The 16038-nt window shown below is 62.1% G+C and carries 17 protein-coding genes; all 17 read right to left on the bottom strand.

Annotated features, from left to right (window positions below):
• Positions 1–15: 15 nt before the first annotated feature.
• Positions 16–1686: an LPD7 domain-containing protein gene (locus tag OKW35_RS11840; RefSeq protein WP_429552063.1), complete on the bottom strand. Its 1671-nt coding sequence runs from the start codon at positions 1684–1686 to the stop codon at positions 16–18.
• Complete coding sequence (locus OKW35_RS11835; RefSeq protein WP_429552147.1) at positions 1683–3452, bottom strand: type IV secretory system conjugative DNA transfer family protein; 1770 nt, start codon at positions 3450–3452, stop codon at positions 1683–1685. Before OKW35_RS11835 ends, OKW35_RS11840 begins: the two co-directional genes overlap by 4 nt.
• A 136-nt stretch (positions 3453–3588) precedes the next feature.
• Positions 3589–3942, bottom strand: coding sequence for a hypothetical protein (locus OKW35_RS11830; RefSeq protein ID WP_429552062.1), 354 nt, complete (start codon positions 3940–3942; stop codon positions 3589–3591).
• A gap of 93 nt (positions 3943–4035) precedes the next feature.
• Positions 4036–5073 (bottom strand): P-type DNA transfer ATPase VirB11, encoded by a 1038-nt coding sequence (gene virB11 / locus OKW35_RS11825; RefSeq protein WP_429552061.1) that lies wholly within the window; start codon positions 5071–5073, stop codon positions 4036–4038.
• Between the two features lie 55 nt (positions 5074–5128).
• Positions 5129–5842 carry a hypothetical protein gene (locus tag OKW35_RS11820; RefSeq protein WP_429552060.1) on the bottom strand — a complete coding sequence of 238 codons (714 nt, stop codon included), beginning with the start codon at positions 5840–5842 and terminating at the stop codon, positions 5129–5131.
• Positions 5790–7145, bottom strand: coding sequence for a TrbI/VirB10 family protein (locus tag OKW35_RS11815; protein ID WP_429552059.1), 1356 nt, complete (start codon positions 7143–7145; stop codon positions 5790–5792). Before OKW35_RS11815 ends, OKW35_RS11820 begins: the two co-directional genes overlap by 53 nt.
• Positions 7146–7162: 17 nt before the next feature.
• The gene (locus tag OKW35_RS11810) at positions 7163–8044 is read right to left on the bottom strand and encodes a TrbG/VirB9 family P-type conjugative transfer protein (RefSeq protein WP_312892973.1); all 882 of its coding nucleotides are present in this window, start codon (positions 8042–8044) and stop codon (positions 7163–7165) included.
• A gap of 32 nt (positions 8045–8076) precedes the next feature.
• Positions 8077–9096 (bottom strand): type IV secretion system protein, encoded by a 1020-nt coding sequence (locus OKW35_RS11805; RefSeq protein ID WP_429552058.1) that lies wholly within the window; start codon positions 9094–9096, stop codon positions 8077–8079.
• A 7-nt stretch (positions 9097–9103) separates the two neighbouring features.
• Positions 9104–9232 (bottom strand): hypothetical protein, encoded by a 129-nt coding sequence (locus tag OKW35_RS11800; RefSeq protein ID WP_429552057.1) that lies wholly within the window; start codon positions 9230–9232, stop codon positions 9104–9106.
• A gap of 8 nt (positions 9233–9240) precedes the next feature.
• On the bottom strand, positions 9241–10155 hold the full coding sequence (locus tag OKW35_RS11795) for a type IV secretion system protein (protein WP_429552146.1): 915 nt from the start codon (positions 10153–10155) through the stop codon (positions 9241–9243).
• Between the two features lie 24 nt (positions 10156–10179).
• Positions 10180–10425, bottom strand: coding sequence for a hypothetical protein (locus OKW35_RS11790; RefSeq protein WP_187638544.1), 246 nt, complete (start codon positions 10423–10425; stop codon positions 10180–10182).
• Positions 10415–11092, bottom strand: a complete 678-nt coding sequence (locus OKW35_RS11785) for a type IV secretion system protein (RefSeq protein WP_429552056.1) — start codon at positions 11090–11092, stop codon at positions 10415–10417. The genes OKW35_RS11790 and OKW35_RS11785 overlap by 11 nt, the downstream gene beginning before the upstream one ends.
• Before the next feature lie 10 nt (positions 11093–11102).
• A complete protein-coding gene (locus OKW35_RS11780) occupies positions 11103–13676 on the bottom strand; it encodes a VirB4 family type IV secretion system protein (protein WP_429552055.1) in 2574 nt (857 codons plus the stop codon).
• Entirely contained in the window at positions 13676–14113 is a 438-nt protein-coding gene (locus OKW35_RS11775; protein WP_429552054.1) for a VirB3 family type IV secretion system protein, read from the bottom strand. Before OKW35_RS11775 ends, OKW35_RS11780 begins: the two co-directional genes overlap by 1 nt.
• A gap of 9 nt (positions 14114–14122) precedes the next feature.
• Positions 14123–14473: a hypothetical protein gene (locus tag OKW35_RS11770; protein WP_187638540.1), complete on the bottom strand. Its 351-nt coding sequence runs from the start codon at positions 14471–14473 to the stop codon at positions 14123–14125.
• Positions 14474–14518: 45 nt separating this feature from the next.
• Positions 14519–15181, bottom strand: a complete 663-nt coding sequence (locus OKW35_RS11765) for a lytic transglycosylase domain-containing protein (RefSeq protein WP_429552053.1) — start codon at positions 15179–15181, stop codon at positions 14519–14521.
• A 130-nt stretch (positions 15182–15311) separates the two neighbouring features.
• Complete coding sequence (locus tag OKW35_RS11760; RefSeq protein ID WP_143325754.1) at positions 15312–15626, bottom strand: hypothetical protein; 315 nt, start codon at positions 15624–15626, stop codon at positions 15312–15314.
• Positions 15627–16038 lie beyond the last annotated feature (412 nt).

The raw sequence follows: 16038 nt of genomic DNA, 5'->3' as shown, positions 1-16038 counted from the left end.
GCCAGCCGCGTTCAGCTACGGTTCGAGTTCAAAGGGCGGGACTTCATGACCCGCCTCCTGTGTTGGGTGCCCGGTGGTCCCTTGGGCCGGTTGCTGCACAGACTGCGAGAGGCCGCGCTGTTCGCGCTCGATCTGTTCACGTAGGGACTCGATCGTTGCCTCGCTGACCTGCGGCATCGGCACATCGAGCGGCCGGTTCGCTGCTCGCGCCGCGGCCACTGCGCTCTCGAACTCCGCGATCAGCCTCTCCTGCTGCTGCTCGGGCAAATCCTTCATCTCCTCGCGCAGAACCTCTCGTGCGGCCTGCTCCTTGATGCGCTCGCGCGCCGCGTCGAGCGCGGCGCGCTGTTCCTTCGAGTACTGCCAGTTACCGCTCAGGAAGCGCTCGCGCGCTTCGCTTATCTGCCGACGCTCGTCGACTTCCCGACGCGCGCGGGCGAGGGCCTCACGCTGCCCGTGCGTAGCCGGGCCCGGCATGTCCGGCGAGGAAGCCCGCCATTCGTTACGGCGGCTCGTAACGGTCTTTGGCGCGCGCTCATTGCCCTGTGCATCGAACTGCCGCTGCCGGGACGTCACAGTCCTGCTGCCGCCTTTTTCGAGTTCGATGTGCTGGCCGACCTGCAGGCCAGCCTCACTGATGGCGCGTTCGAGATCCAGGCCCCATACCGTGCGCTCGCCATTGACGGTGCGCACGGTCGCGTAATAGCTTGGATTCTGTTTGGCGTCGTGGTTGAACGGTGCCGCCCCGTGCGCGATCAGCACGCCCGCAGTCACACCGGCTACTGGCTGCTCTAGTGGTGGAGACGGCGACGGCGACGGAGTTGCAGGCCCCGCGCGGCCGGACTGGTGCGCTCGTTGCCCGGCCGGCGTGTCAGCGATGCGGCCTGCGCCTGCGCTGGCCCGTGCGCGCCGCGCGGGCTTTTCGGGCTCCGTGACGTCGGACTCTTGGGCTGCTGCGCTCTCAACGGTGTTGGTGCGCGCATCATGCGCATCGCCAGCTTGCTCGCCCGCGCCGATGCGCATGGCCTCGCGCGCAGCTGTCAATATCGCGCGATCCACCTGCTTCGGCTCGAAGCCGCGCGTTGGTACGCTGGCGAGTTCTGCTGTGATCCATGCCTGCCGCCGAAATTCCTCGGTGCCCGTGAGCTGCAACTCGCTCCAGTTCTTCGCCTTTGCAACTTCCACCATGTGCGCGACCACGCTGCGGTCCTCGCTGGCCGTCGCGAGAGTGCGGCCGGTGTCCTCGAAGTGCACCGTCTCGCTCTTGCGGTCCAGGAATTTCCCGTCTTGCGCAACATACTGGTTGCTGACTGACTTCGGCACGTCGTACCCGGTTTTCTCGAAGATCGGCTTTGGACGGATGCTGTTCTGTGCCTCCCCGTCTTTCCTGCCGATCAGCCGGCCGGTACCTTTAGCTGCTTTCACCCCTTCGGCGGCCTGCTCATCGCGCGACACATCCGGTGCGAGCCGCTGCCGGGTCCGCTCGCGATCTGCGGCCCGGATCTTCTTCAGGCGCTCTTCCGTTGCGCCGTCCAGGGGCATTTCCGGATGGCGCGGACCGGCCTTCCCTTCCGGTTCGTTCGCCGGCGGCGTGGTCCGCGCCCGGATGGCCGAAGCGTCGTCGGCGTTGGCCGCGCCGCGCTCGCGATGGTCAATCTGGTCGGCCGGGAATTCGATCTCGTTCATGCGACGACTCCTTGTTCAGGCAGGGGATCAGCTTGCGCGGCTGCTTGGGAACCAGGCTGAGCTGCTGCGGCCGCATGTGCGGACACGACCGCATCCGGGAGCACCTCACCCAGGTACGGCATCAGCCGGAACAGCGAGGCGCGGATAGTGCCGCGGTTGGCGAAATGCACGGCGGTGAGCACGCCAATTTCGTGCTCACGGACATCGCGCACGCTGGCGGCCTGCGCTGCGCCCGCTGCAGGCTCCGTCTGCGCGCGACGCACGGCGTTCTGTGAGTGCCACCAGTGCTCGACGTCGATCCGCGGCACTGGCGCACTGAGTTCGCGGGCAACGAATGCGGCGTGCTTCATTTGATCTTCGTTGGGGAACTTCGGTCCGAACCCGAACCACGCGCGGCGACGGTTGGTCTTTTCGAGACCGGCCATTACCCCTCGCAGATGGGGGCTCTGCTGAACCAGGCGGTCGACGAGCTCGGCATCTTCGTAGAAGTACGCCTTTTCGCACAGGATAGGTTCGCAGCCGTCGATCGTGATGATCTGCTTGCGGCTGGACAGGGCCCGCAGTTCCTGCGGCAGCATGAGCGGCCGGCCGTGCTCCGTCTCGTTCGTGCTTGTCGACGCGCTGCGACCGCGACTGCGGCTGCGAGAACGCGACAGATGCGTGAACGTGCCCAGCATCTTCGAATATTCTTCCGAGTCCTTGAGCGTGCGCGGCGCAAAGAGGCTGCGCATCTTGCAGTTGATCGCAAGCGTTTCCGCACCGTGCCTGCCGTACAGCTTCGGGTCCTCGAGTTGCGACATCCCGTGGAAAATCAGCACGAGCCGCAGGTTGAACCCGGCGATGAACGCGTTGGCCGTATCGATGATGTCGATCCTGCCGGGCGCCGCAAACTCATCCATCAGCAATGCGCACTGGTATTTCAGATCCGGATTCTCGGCGGGCTGCTCACGCGTGTTCAGATCGATCAGCTGCGAGAAGAAGAGGTTGACGAGCAACGCGCCCGCCTTCAGGTCGCCCGGCTTGATACCGACGTAGACGGACATACGTTTCTTTCGTACGTCGCCCAGATGAAAATCCGATCGGCTCGTCGCTGCATCGACGACCGGATTACTGAACACGTTGAGCGGCGCCGTCATCGTCGACACGATATTGGCGAACGCTTCCTTCGACTGCGATAGAAAGCGGTTGAGCGCATCCAGACACTCGAAGCTGAGGACAGGCAGCGTGCCGGTAGTGTTCGAGCGCGTACTGACGATCGACGAGACGTGCTCGCGGATCGCACGCCCCCTGCCCGAGGCCTGCCGCAACACTTCGCCGAACGTGCACGGCAGCGAGGGCGTTTCGAGAAGGTACAGGACGATCCCGACGAACAGGTTGCGGGCGTTGTCGTTCCAGTACCTCAGGCGCGCGTCGACGTTCGACGGATACAGATGCTCGCCAATCGTCATCACGTCACCTACGCGCGTATACGCGGGCCGCCCGGCGATGTATTCGAGCGGGTTGTACGCGTGCGACCGGCCGTTTTCCGAAAACGGCGACCACAGGTAGACCGCATGACCGCACTTCCTGCGGTAACCGGACGTGTACATGAAGTTCTCTTCCTTGATGTCCTCGACGACGACCGAATCCGGATAGGTGAGAAGATTCGGGATCACCATCGAGACACCCTTGCCCGAGCGCGTGCCGGCGGCGAGCATCAGGAAGTCCTGGCCGCGATACTTTAGGTACTCGCCCTTGTACTTGCCGACGATGAACGGTGGATACATGTAGGACAAGGTGCTTTCCTCCTGGATCATGTGAGGATAACTACGGGTCCCGCAGGTGCAGACAGGTGACGCAGCGCCGGCAAAAAAGTCTTTCCTGGCCCTGCCGGTACAGTGAGAGTTGAATCTGGCTGCATGATCACTTCTCCAGCAGCCCAGCCTTCACGATGTCCCGCCTCTTGGCGAAGCGCGCATTGCCAAACTGCGCGATATGCCCGCACGATTTCACCAGCGCCATCGTGATTACGACCACGGGCATACAGCCAATGACGGCTGACAGCAGCGTGCAGACGGACAGGGCCCGCCTGACCGCCGGGACGTCGCCCCAGGCCTGCCAGTAGTCGTACAGCGTAAAGACGCCAACCGCGTCCTGCGGCAGCTTCTGCATCTTCGCGAACAGCAGCCCGCCGAGATACTGACCAAGCGTCACTGCGGCGGCCACGATCACCAGCACGACCAGACACGGAATGAGAATGCGGAAAATTTTCGGCATGGTTCGTCCTTCAGTGCGCTATCGCTTCATGATTGTCACCGTCCCATCTCCTGAGGCGACCGGCGGCCTGGGATGGGGATGCAGCGCGCCCTTTCATGCGATGCCTCCCAGCAGCTGCCATTTGCCCACCGGGTCGTACCAGATCTCCGATAGACGCTTGTCGCGCATGAAAAGTACGAGATCGACGGTTACGCGGACCTGATCCATGATGAATTGCCAGTCGAGCGTCTGACCTACCACGCTCTGCTTGACCAGCGTCGCGATACGGGAGTGCGCCGACCTGGCGTCGTTGCAGTGAACGGTCGTAATACCACCGGGCGTACCCGTATTGAGCAGCGTCATGTAGTCCCAGGTTTCGTCGCCACGCAGCTCGGCAAGAAACACGCGGTCGAACTTCATGCGAAGCGTCGAGCGCACCAGTTCCTTTGCCGGCAGCGTATCGCTGAAAAACATATGCACGCGGTTCGGATGCTTCGGCAACGACAGTTCCGGCGTATCCTCGATCGTGCCGATCCTCTCATCGGACGGCACGAGATCGGACAGCGCCTTGTTGAGCGTCGTCTTGCCGGAGCCCGTGCCGCCAGCGAGCACGATGTTCAGGCGGTTCGCGACGGCGAGCTCAAGGAGTCGGGTGACGTTGCGCTGACTCTTCGCCTCGAGCATTTTCTGCTCGTACGGCGGCAGGTCGAGCGATGCCGGCACTTCCCGGCGCGGTGACACGTCCCGGTAGTCCGCGAACCAGCCGTTGCGCTCGTATTCGTGGACCGAGAACCGCTGGTTTGAAGGAATCCGGATGGTGATCGAAATGGTGTCCTGCTCGCACGCCGGCTGCATCAGCACGTGACCGCGCTGGCCATCGGGAAGGACCACCGGGTGGATCGGTTCCTTCGTCGAGAACTTGCCCCCCTTCATCACCGTCAGGGCATTGGCGAGCTTGAAACAGGCGTCAAGCGTGCAGGCGGGCGCCTCGTGCTGCCGCCAGGCGGCCGAACCCTGTGTCCATATCTCTCCGGGCCGGTTTATGGCCACCTCGGTCAGGCTGCTGTCAAAGAAACTGGCGATACCCATCTGCCGGAGGAAGCTGCGCGCGATGGTCCCCTTTTCGATGACATCGATAACCGCTGAATTCATATGCACTCCTTCCAGATATGTCTGGGGCGAGCTGGCAATAGCCGCACCGAGCCCGTCAGTGCGATCCCGCATCTGTGCCCTGCGGCTCGACTTGAACCGAGACCCGGTACAGTCGCCCGCCGTCAGGCACGCTGCTCGCCAGATTGCGCAACGTTTGCGCGGGAGACGTGGAGATCACCGTCGTGACCATCCCTGCGGTAGCCGCCGCCGGCCAGGCAACCTTCCACGTCGTTGTCGCTGTCGCCAGAAGTCCCACTGCTGTGCCTGCTGCGATAGCAAGGACAAGCACACCTGTCCTGCGCTGACGCGGTGTCGGAGGGATGCTCGGTCCAGGACAGTTAGTTGCACCCTTTTGCTGACCAACGCTGTCCGCCACAATGCCGGGCTCGGCCAGCTCAATGCCGAGGCGCGCGCCGACAGCATGCGTGACCACGGGGCGCAGCGCCATCGACATGTCGTCGAACCGGCAACCGTCGAGCGTCATGCATTGCTCGAAGACGTGCTCGTCGCCGATCCGGCGCAGCGGCAGGACATCAGACGGCTCGAACGGCCGGCGGACATCGATCTGTTCGGCCAGCTGCCACGCGCGGCTCCCGTCGAGGACGCAATGCAGCGCGTCGCGCAGCCTGGCCTCGAAGGCATCACGTTCGATACCATGGAGCAGAAAGGTGTCGGGAAACGGGATCTGCAGTCGCATCGTCATGTCCTCGCTGTTGTCATTGCCGGTCCGACGGCGCAATTTCACTGCCGTCGCTGCCGACGTTTTCATACACGCTACTCAGATCGACATCGCGGGCAACGAAGATGCTGATCACGGAGCCCTGGTTCGAATATGCGGTCGGCGGGATGTTGATCGAGTTGCGCAGCGTCTCTGCGGCCACATCCTGTGTCGCATTCGAGCTGTTCGTGAAAGTGATCGTCTGGCCCGAGCCGGTGGCCTTGTTGGCGAGGGCCTGCCCGAAGTCGCCAATGAGGCTCACCATCAGTGCGCCACCGAAGCGGGTCCAGAAGTGCTGATCAATGTAGGCGGGAATGCCCGCAGCGCCGAGCGGATCGGTCGCCGGTGAGTTCAGGGGTATGCGCACGTCACCATCGTCAATCTCGTCCCAGATCGCACCGATCACGCCCTGCCCGTGCATCACCGCGTCGCGCTGCTCGCCCTTGGCCAACGCGCCCTTGCGGATAAGCAACGTCGTGCCATCGTCCGACCAGACGTCATCCGCGATCGGACAGCCAACCAATCCCGGGCGGTCGGTACGGATTGCGGTGGCCTGCCCGCAACGGATCATGGTGTTCCGGGCAATCGTGTAGTGCCGGTTGGGCCGGAACGAGGCGCGCATCGGTTGCAGCTTCGAGGGCTGCAGCGACTGGTCGAAAGCCGATCCCTTGCTGTTGCCGGCATCATGGCTTTCCGCCAGCCCTGTGCCAGATGAACCGGCGGCTCCAGATGGGCCGCCCCGCAGCGCCGTGAGCCCCATGGACTTCGCCATGCCGGCCAGACCATCGCCACCCGGGCCGTTGCCGGTGGTGTCTGCAGTGCCGCCGCCAGCGTCACTGGACGCGACAGCGGATTCCTCGGGAGCATCGGAGGTCCTGCTGTCGCCAGACATCACGAGCACGCTGCCTGAGAGACGCCGCTCAGCGGGTGTCAGCGACCGTGGCCGGTTACTCGCGATCGCAGTGCTCCCTTCGCCGATGGGGCGCGACGCTGCGCCGGCCGGCGTCGCAAGCTGCTGTCTTGCCGCAGCGGCGGCCGCGTCCGATGCGGCGCGCGCCTGCTCGGCTTCGGCGCGTTTGATGCGCTCCTTCTGGGTCTCGAGGTCGGCACCCGTCTCGTTCGCGCCGCTATCTTTTGGCTTGTTGAGCGCCGCCAGCTTCGCGTCCTGATGCTGCTGGAAGAGCCGCTGCAGGTAGATCGTGACGCTCGAAGCGCCCAGCGCGATCACGATCAACGCGACCAGCACGAGCTTAAGCCTTCCCGCACGTGTGCGGCGGCGCCCCGGCAGGTCCAGCGACGGCTGAGGTCCGACGTCAGCAGGCCCAGCACTACCGATTTCGTTGCGTTCGCTCATACGCTTCGGCTCTCCCGTCAGTTTTCCGGCCGATCGCTGCCGACGTGCGCGCGCTCAATGCGCGCCGTGCCGGGCAACGACGAGGCGGTGCGGTTGTAGTGGCCGTCGGGCGAGTAGCCGTCGTTGCGGATCCCCAGCACCGACTGCCCGTAGCGGATGACAAACCCGCCTGAGACCTCGTGGACGACGACGGTGTCGCCTTCCACATGGAAATTCGCTGTCGCCTCGCTGCCATCCGGGAGCTTCGTGAAGATCGTCGGCAGGTCGCGCGCGGTTGCGTACTTGAAGTAGGTGAAACGTCCGTCGTCCCACAAGGCGGTGGGCGCAAGCGCGCGATCGCCGCGCATCATGTACTGCAAGTTCGCTGCGGGCGTGGCTGACCCAGGCGGACCTGGGGACGTCGCCGCGCCTGGCGCTGCGATTGCTGCCGGGACCGCGGGCGCGTCCTGCTGGCCCGCCAGCGCTGAGCTGACCGCCTCGCGGCGCCGTAGCTGTTCGGCCGCGGCCTTCGCCTTCGTGTCCGGATACTCGAAGCGCAGGATCCACGTCGCGGGCTGCAACCGCGATACGTCGACAAGCGACAACGAATATGTCCGCCGGTTGGTCACGAGCACGAGGTTGGTTTCGGGTTGGAGCGCACCGGGCTTCAGCAACGCTCCGCTGTCGTTGACTGAAACGTGCCAGGCGCGCGCGTCGCCAATGCCACCGCCGTCCTTCAGGATGTGCTCACCGGGCTCGAACTGGATCATCACCACACGGCCCGGCATCGTCGCCACGCGGTAGGCCTGATCAGGGCTATACGTCGCACACTGGATGTGCGGGTCAGCGCCACAGCTGCGCGGGATTTCGAGCGCACGGACGCGGCCGGCCGCAAGCGCACAAGCGGCGATAATCGCCACGGCACCTATCGGCGAACGCAGTCCAGGACAACTCACGACGCGCTCCCGCCCGGTCTCGAACCCGTCGGTACGGCATCGGGCGACACATCCGCCGGCGCGCGGGTATAGTCGCGTGTCACCTCGTAACTGGTGCACCTGAATCCGTCCGGATCAATGTCCTGCTGATCCTGTTTCTCCGGCACATCGACTCGGGTGAAGGCCACTGTCGCGATCCAATAGTTCGGGTCCGGGCGCTTTGCCGCCGCATTCAGGGGGATCAGCTGCCGTGAAAAAAACACCTGCGCGGTCGAACCGACAAAAGTAATCGAGCCGACCCGGGCGATGACGCGCGCCTGGTCCTTGAGCAGCTTTAGCGGGCCGGCCGGGCCACGGACAAGCGCGTCATAAGCGTCCTTTTCGCGATCTTCGCTCATGAACATCACAGCGCTGTGCATGTCGGAGATCGTCTCCCAGTCGTAGCTCTCGCGCATCTCGACGTAGCGGCGCAGGTCCGCGCGGTCGGTTTTTTCAGTGAAGCTGACGTGGCCATTCGCAGTCGTGGGCAGCACATCGACCTTTCCGGTCGTGTCATTCACACGCAGAATCGCAGGTGGATTCGGTCTTTTCAGGAGTCCTAAAGCTGCCGTGCCAAAAACAGCCGCGAGTGCGATGCCGCCCGAGAGAACCGATCGGCGGTCAGCGATCCTCGCCTTCTCTTCGGCCGCCTCAACCTTCGACTTTTCGAACTCCCGCGCCTGGTCCAGATACCAGCTGAGTGCGTCGCGCTGTGACCTGTCAACGGCATTCGCTGCTGCCTCCCCGCGCGCGGCGGATGCGGTCGACGTCCGTGCGCGATTGCGCGAGCCCGCGCCAGCCGCGAACCATTGTCTGATTGCTGATACCATCCTGGTCCTCACTTCGGTTCCGTGCGGCCGGACTGCTGGGCCAGCGGCGGGTTGACTGGCACCCATTGGCCCGTCGGCTCCGCTGGTTTCGGCGCAGAGCTGCACGCCGGCAGGACAAATGCGAGCAGGCATGCGCAGAACAGGGTTTTCATGCCAGATGCCCTCCATTCATTGGTCATCGATGCAACCGGTGATAGATGAACGCACCGACATCGTTAAGCAACGCCCCCACGAAGCCGGCACACGTGACCCAGCAGACGGCGAGCAACCACCAGCGGATCAGCCTCGCAAAGAAGTGAGGCATGGATCCTCCTACGTTTGCGAAACGGAGCCACCCGTCCTGTACTTGCCTGCACTACCCGCTTTCGACGCAGCGGCCAGCGCACGACCCAGACCGCCCAGCTTGCCCGTCATCGTCGAAATGCCCACGCCACTTGCCAGCGCCGAGGCGAGGCCCGGAAGATTCAGGGCGACAATGAAGAACACCACGCCCATCACGTTGATCTCTACCACCTGCCGCATCGACGGGAAGGCGGTTCCGCTCGGAGCGATCGATTGTGCGAAATTGACCTCTATCGCGCCTGCGCCTGCGAACAGAGCCACGAGCAGCACGTAATTGAAGCACTGTCCTGCCCAGTTCCAGAAGAACTGCCGCACGGGCGGAAACAGCGCCATTGAAATGAACAGCGGTCCGAGTGCGAGCAGCAGCCCGAGCGCAAATTTGGCGAGGATGATGTAGGCCACGGCCAACCCCATGAAGGGAGTGGCAAAGATAAGCATCACTGAAATCACCCAAACCGCGCCGATGATTTCGAAGTTGTGTGCGTGATCGTAGATCTGTCCACAGGCGTTGATGTAGGCGCTCAACAAATTGTCGAGACCCGAAACCGGATTGCTCTGCCCTGTAATCGCACCGGAGAGCTGCTCGCCGAACCCGTTCACAGCTGGCACGATGTATTCGGTATAGAACTGAATGTTCATGCCGCAGGTCAGAATGAACGCCCAGGCCGCCATACGCATCAGGAAGTCGTTAATGGGTTCGTCGTTGTGCCCTTGCCAGTACGACCACAGGACCAAAAGCACGTAGATGCTGAAGCACGCCATCATCAATGGCGAAATCAGTCCGATGATGCTTTCGGAACCCGTGCTGATGGTCGTGATGACGTTCGCATCGAAGTCGGACGTCATTCTTGAGAAAATCGTCGTCGTGATAGGCGCAAATGACATCTCCGACTCCTGAAATCGTTTCAATTACTGCATTGCTTTTTTCACCACCTGTTCGGCTTCCTTGTCCTGCTCGCGCTGTTCGGGCGTTTCCTCCTGCTCGAGCTTTTCGGGCGTCGTACCAAGTAGATGTGCCCTGAACTCCAGATCCTGCCTGTGTGCGATCTCCTCCTGCACGTTGTGCTGATGGCGGTCCCATGCCAGATAGCCAAGATAGCCGGCAATGACGACCAGCAGACTGACGACCGTACCAAGCAATGCCTTATTGACCATTTGAGCCTCCGAGAAACTGGTTTTTGAATTCCCGCTCCTGCTGGTCCTTCGCAAGCTTTAGCTCCGCCTGCTGCAGTTGGGTAGTGAGCTGCAGACGCGTCTGCTCATTGGTAACCATCGCCTCCTCAGCAGCCATCCGGTTCTGCAGGTCCGCCTTCTCAGCCGGATCCTGAGTGAGGTTCGACTGCTGCATCAGCGACTGGATGTTATTGAGCCGCGCCATCGTCACGCTGTATGCCTGCTCGTTCATCGCCTTGTTAGCCGAGAGCACGTCGTAATAGCGTTGTTGCCCCGGCGTCGCGGCGTCCGTCATGCCTTCCTGCTGTTCGATCGAGCGCATCGTCGAGCTGATGCCCGACAGGCTGCCACTCTTCGCCTGGTCGTATATGTCCTGCCATTGTTCTGGCAGATAGTTGCGCAGGGACGCGTCGTTCATGATCGTGCCCAGGCCGCTGTTACCGGTAAGTGCCCGGTACTGTGCCTCCTGGTTCTCGATCTGTTGCATCAGCTGCTGGACCTGCTCCATCTGCTGGGCAAGCTCGGCAGGCGAGATGGTTGGTACGCCCTGCGCGCGCGCGATGGCCGTTGCACCCAGGCAGAGCGCGGTGACGGCCACACGAGCGCCCCGCAGCAGGCGTGCAGGGCGTTCCTCATCGTTGACGTTCACGATTCCCCCATCAGGCAGTGACAGCTTCGTTACCGGCGTCGACCGCGCGTGCCGACGAATAGATGCGGGCGAGCTCGGCCCGCTTGCGCTCAAGACCGCGCTGCAGCTCGCTGGTCCACAGTCGCTCATCGGCACCATGCTTTGCCGCCAGGCGCGTACTCAGCTTGCGTTCGAAGACGCGTTCCAGGTAGACCGGTAACCACACGTCTGGATCGTCCCCCAGCTCCGCGCGCACGGTGTCGCAGATCAAGACGTTCTCGCGGTCACCCGAGAACACGGCGATCGCGTCTTCCATGCCGCTGATGTCAAAGCTCGCGAACGCAGACTGGTTACCCTGCTTGATGAGAAACCGGCGCGACGACGGCGTGAGCTTTTTGAACTCGCTGAATTCCTTGCGCGTCATGCCATCACGCACGTACGCCTCTTCTTCCGCCGCCGGATCGGCCAGATAGAGATTCGTAGCGACGAGGCTGCGCAGCGCCGGGTACAGGTCGGCAGCCTTCTGGCCCTGCTCGGGCTGCTGGGTAATCAACATGATGAACTCACCCTCCTTCCGGCCGCTTGCGAGCGTCTCCTCGATCTGTTCGCGGATCGTGCGGAAGCGGATGGGCAACCAGTACTCTTCCATCACGGTCTGCATGAGCCTGCCCTCTCGTCGCATCATCCTCTTGAGGTGGAAAAGCCAGGCGAACGCCGGCTCCGAGGGTTCGTAGTTCTCGACAAGGAATGCCTCGACGTCGAAACCGATCCAGCGCTGTTGCGTCATGTTCAGCGACAGGTTCGGCGGGTTGTCGAACACCCACCAGAAGCGGCCGTTCTCCGATTTGCACCACAGCGACAGCCGCTGGCGCAAGCTGTCGTCGCCCTCATCCGGAATGCTGTCGAGCAGCAGGCTGAATCGCCGCAGGCGAACGTCCTCGATGGCCATCACTGCATCGACAGCGTTGCGGCACTGGATCTTCTCCGCGGCGCTCAGGTCGATCTTGATGCCCTTGCCCTGGTGATCGACGCCGTTCCTGCGCGCGCAAAGTTCGACCAACCCGTACAGGAACTCGCGATTCTCGGCGGTGTCGACCAGCTCGAACGGCGCCCAGCCAGTCGGCTTGCCTTTTTCGAGATGGACGTAGGCACCGCGCATTGCGCGGATGAACACTTCCCAGCCTCGGCCCTTGTCCAGTACGAAGAGCAGCTGCCCGAACCGGGACAGCATGCCAGTGACCGCGGTCGCGACTGTCGACTTGCCGGCACCCGTTGTGCCTTGCAGTTTCAGGTGCGCGGCCAGCTTCTCCGCCACGTTGACGTCACCCTGCCGGGTTGCATGCGGGCTGAAGTGATAGATTCCCGACGCCGAACGGAACGGAATGACAGCTGAGCCGTCGCCAATCGGATTGCCCTCGGCCTTGCCGGCCGAATAGTCGTGACAGGTGAACATTGACGCGAAGTTGCGCGAAGACTGGATCTTCGGCCGTGGCTTGACCCTCGCACCGGGTATCTGCGAAAAATACGTGAAGGGCGCCGAACCGGTCGCAAGCGCCCACTCGACACCGCATTCGTTCAGTGAGCGCGATGCGAACAGGATCCCGTTTTCCAGCGCCTCCAGTGTACTTGCGCCATAGATCACGGCCGCACCATGGTACTCGCCGAACGACAGCTCACCCGTGTTGACGTAACCCTGCGCATCGCGCAGTTCCCTGACCTGGTGCTTCGCCTTGTCGGCGGCGGACTCCAGTTTGTTGATCGCCGAGTCGATCGTGCGGTTCGACTCGAAACCCGTCATGCAGTTGAATGAATGTACCACTGTGAATTCGACTGGTAACGAAAGCAGTGGATCAAGCTGACCAAAGCCCGGCTTGTCCGGGAAACTGCGCAGATCGCGGCAGGTGAAGAATCTCCGGTGGTCCGGCACACCCGGCCCGTCGATCGCGTGCGTGTCGTAGCCGAAGCGAAGGTAGCTGGACGGGATGACGTCGACACCGGGCTCCGCAGCGACAGGCAGATCGACCGTCACACCGTTCACGAGATAGCTGATGAATCCATAAAGCGACGAGAACAGCATCTTCGAGCCGTTCATATGCGTGCGCTCGTACACTTCGAGCAGTTCGGCCTCATAGTCCGCAAGCTGTTGCAGCGCCTGCCCGGCGAGTGACGCGATTTCCTTCAGTCCGTCCTCGAAATCTTCGTACTTCAGGATGATCGAAAAGTAATAGCGGCTTTCGAAGAACCGGCCGCCCCTGAACTGCCCGCCATACTGCGTCGAAAACCAGTTCATGAAGGGGCTGTCGAAACGGTACTCGCGACTGACATTCACCCGCCGTCGCATGAAAACACCGTGGTAGGCAAGGCGTCCGCCAAGGTCGCGACCCAGTTTGCTCAGGGTCTCGGTGTCGCGGTCGAACTTGCGCTCAAGCACGATGTTTTCGAATACCTCGAACGGCACGCCACTCAGTGCAAGCGTCACCATGAAACGGTTTCCATCGATGTGCTGTACGTGCCTTGTGACCGGGTGCCTGAACTTTGGCATCCAGTCTTCGACGGCGCCGATTGCGCCGAGGATCTCGCTTGAGATGGTTGGTCTGCTGCCCATCACGGCTCCCGTTCGAGCTCACGCAGCCGGCGCTCGCCCTTGGACAATGGTTGGAGAAAATCGCGGAAGACACGACGCTGCCGGCCGTAGCGCAATGGCGCAAGCGTCGACGTGTTGCCGAAGCTTGGTGCCGCCCGTCCGGCATTTACCCGTGCGCGGATGCGCAACTGCCAGAAATAGAAGCGGCAGCGGAACTGCAGCCACATGATCCACAGTCCCTGATCATCGGTTTCACATATGTGCTTGAACCACAGCAGGACCGGAAAGCCGAGAAAGACGAACAGCAGGCCGCCCGGGCCAACGAAGAAGGCTACGAGCACACCCGTGAACATCGAGGCGACGACTATGACCAGCATCGCCATGTAAGGCACGCCCCAGATGGCCGCAGTACGTCCAAGACCATTGAAACCGGGATAGCGGGCTTTCTCGTCTGTCATGGCGCGTGCTCAGGTGAAGAGGTTCCACAGGTACGGAGCGAGCACGCCGACCACAGCACCGACCACCGCGACCTTGCCGCCGAGCGTAACGAACTCGCTCCAGTGAGAACGGTCTGCCCAGCACTCCGCCCCTTTCCATAGCAGCACGCAGGAAGCACAGACACCGAGAAACGAATACAGCCAGATCTTGAACGTATTCGCACCCTCTGTCGCTGAATCAAGGCCACCTCCGGCCAGGGCAAGTCCAGGCGCAATCAGTGCGGCGCCAAGCACCGTTGACCCGGCAGCGCCAGCCATGCGTTTCGCATCGTCTTTCAGTTGTACTAACCTTATTGGATGGAATTTCATTTTCCGAAACATATGACCTCTCCTTTTCGAACAAGAGCCGCGGTGCGGCCGGTCAAGTCATCTGCATGAGTCGCAGTCGCAGCCGAAGTCGCCAAAGGCATCCCATGACGGATGTGGCGCATCCTGGCGCGGCTCTCGAACGGCGTGGCTCGTGGGGCTCGACTTACGCTCTCCTGCACCAACCTGCGTCGTCGTGCCAGCTGGCCGGTCCATGATGACGGGTATCGCGGGAACCATGTCGACAGGTGCCGCCGTGCTACGTGCATTGGCAACGACACGCTGTACGTAGCTGGATCCATTGGATTGAGCCCGTTCGCCGCCAACGAAATCGCCGCTGTAATAGCAACCGATTGCCGCCCGCAAGGCGCGTTGGCCCTGACCATACGCGGCACTTGCCCGCTGATAGCAGGCGTACAGGATCGCACTGCCTGCACAAAGATTGGCGCATGGGTCGAAAGCGGTTTCGTACGTAAGGCCGTACCGGGCGAGATTGAACCGGTTCACCTGCCCTAACCCGACGCTGAAATTGATTCCACGTGCATCGAGCGCGCGAGCCGTGGCAACCGCCTCTTCGGAGTCGCGGGGTTGTCGCGCCAGGCGGCCGCCAACTACGCCGATTGCATAGGGGTTGAAGCCGGATTCGGTGCGAGCGACGGCTTGCATCGTGACGGGATGCACGGATGGCGCGCACTGTTGAGCTAACTGGTTGAAATCAACCATGGGCGTACTCGATCCAGTGAGCGCGCGCGGCCACGATCGCCGCGGCTATAATGAGGCTAGCCATTATTTCCCTCGCACGGTAATCAATGGTTAGGCCAGTGACGGTGTTGGTAGCACCGTCACTGGTCGATCATCGGATGTTGCCTGCTACAAACTCCATATCCTTGAAGCGGATCCGGATCTCTTCCGCGTCCTTGCAGTGTTCGCACGCAAAGGCGATCGCGTCGTCCAGAACGCGCCACGTCTTTGGATGCCCCCGCTGCGTCTCAACCGTCAGGACTTTTGCATCCGCCGTCAATTCGATCTGCCACGAGCCCAGCGGCCCCATGAAGATCGCCACGCGAGGCCGGGGGACCAGTCCTTTTGCCAATTCCGCTTGCGTAATACCCATATCGCCCTTTCTTTGCACCGAAAGAGGCTTTTTGCAGCAAGCGAGAGGATTCATCAAGCATCATGAATCACTTTTTGATTCATGAACATCAAAAATCAAAAATCGTATTTTGATTATAGGCATTGCTCTTTTGCCCGTCAACCTGCGATCAGCTGCTGTGCGACGATTTGGCGAACAGGCGCGACCGTTACACCAGCGCTCGCGAGCCACTACCTGAGCATGCGTGCAAAATTGACCGCTTGTGCGCGGTCACCATGCAGGCAGATTTCACGCGCCACGCTGACAAGCTGCCCGCCAGGAAGACCGTAAATGGGCCACGCGTGCGCGGTTCCGTAATGCCCGCACTAGCGCTCGATGTCATTCATTCCCCCTTTCCCTCTCTTCCAATGCGTCACGCCGTCCGCCAATGGCAACACTGAATCGACACTACACTGACACTTTGGTCGAAACATGCTGATAACTTCAA

Source organism: Paraburkholderia sp. MM5477-R1 (assembly GCF_050436385.1).
GTDB lineage: Bacteria > Pseudomonadota > Gammaproteobacteria > Burkholderiales > Burkholderiaceae > Paraburkholderia > Paraburkholderia tuberum.
This window is presented reverse-complemented; position numbering and strand designations above follow the sequence as displayed.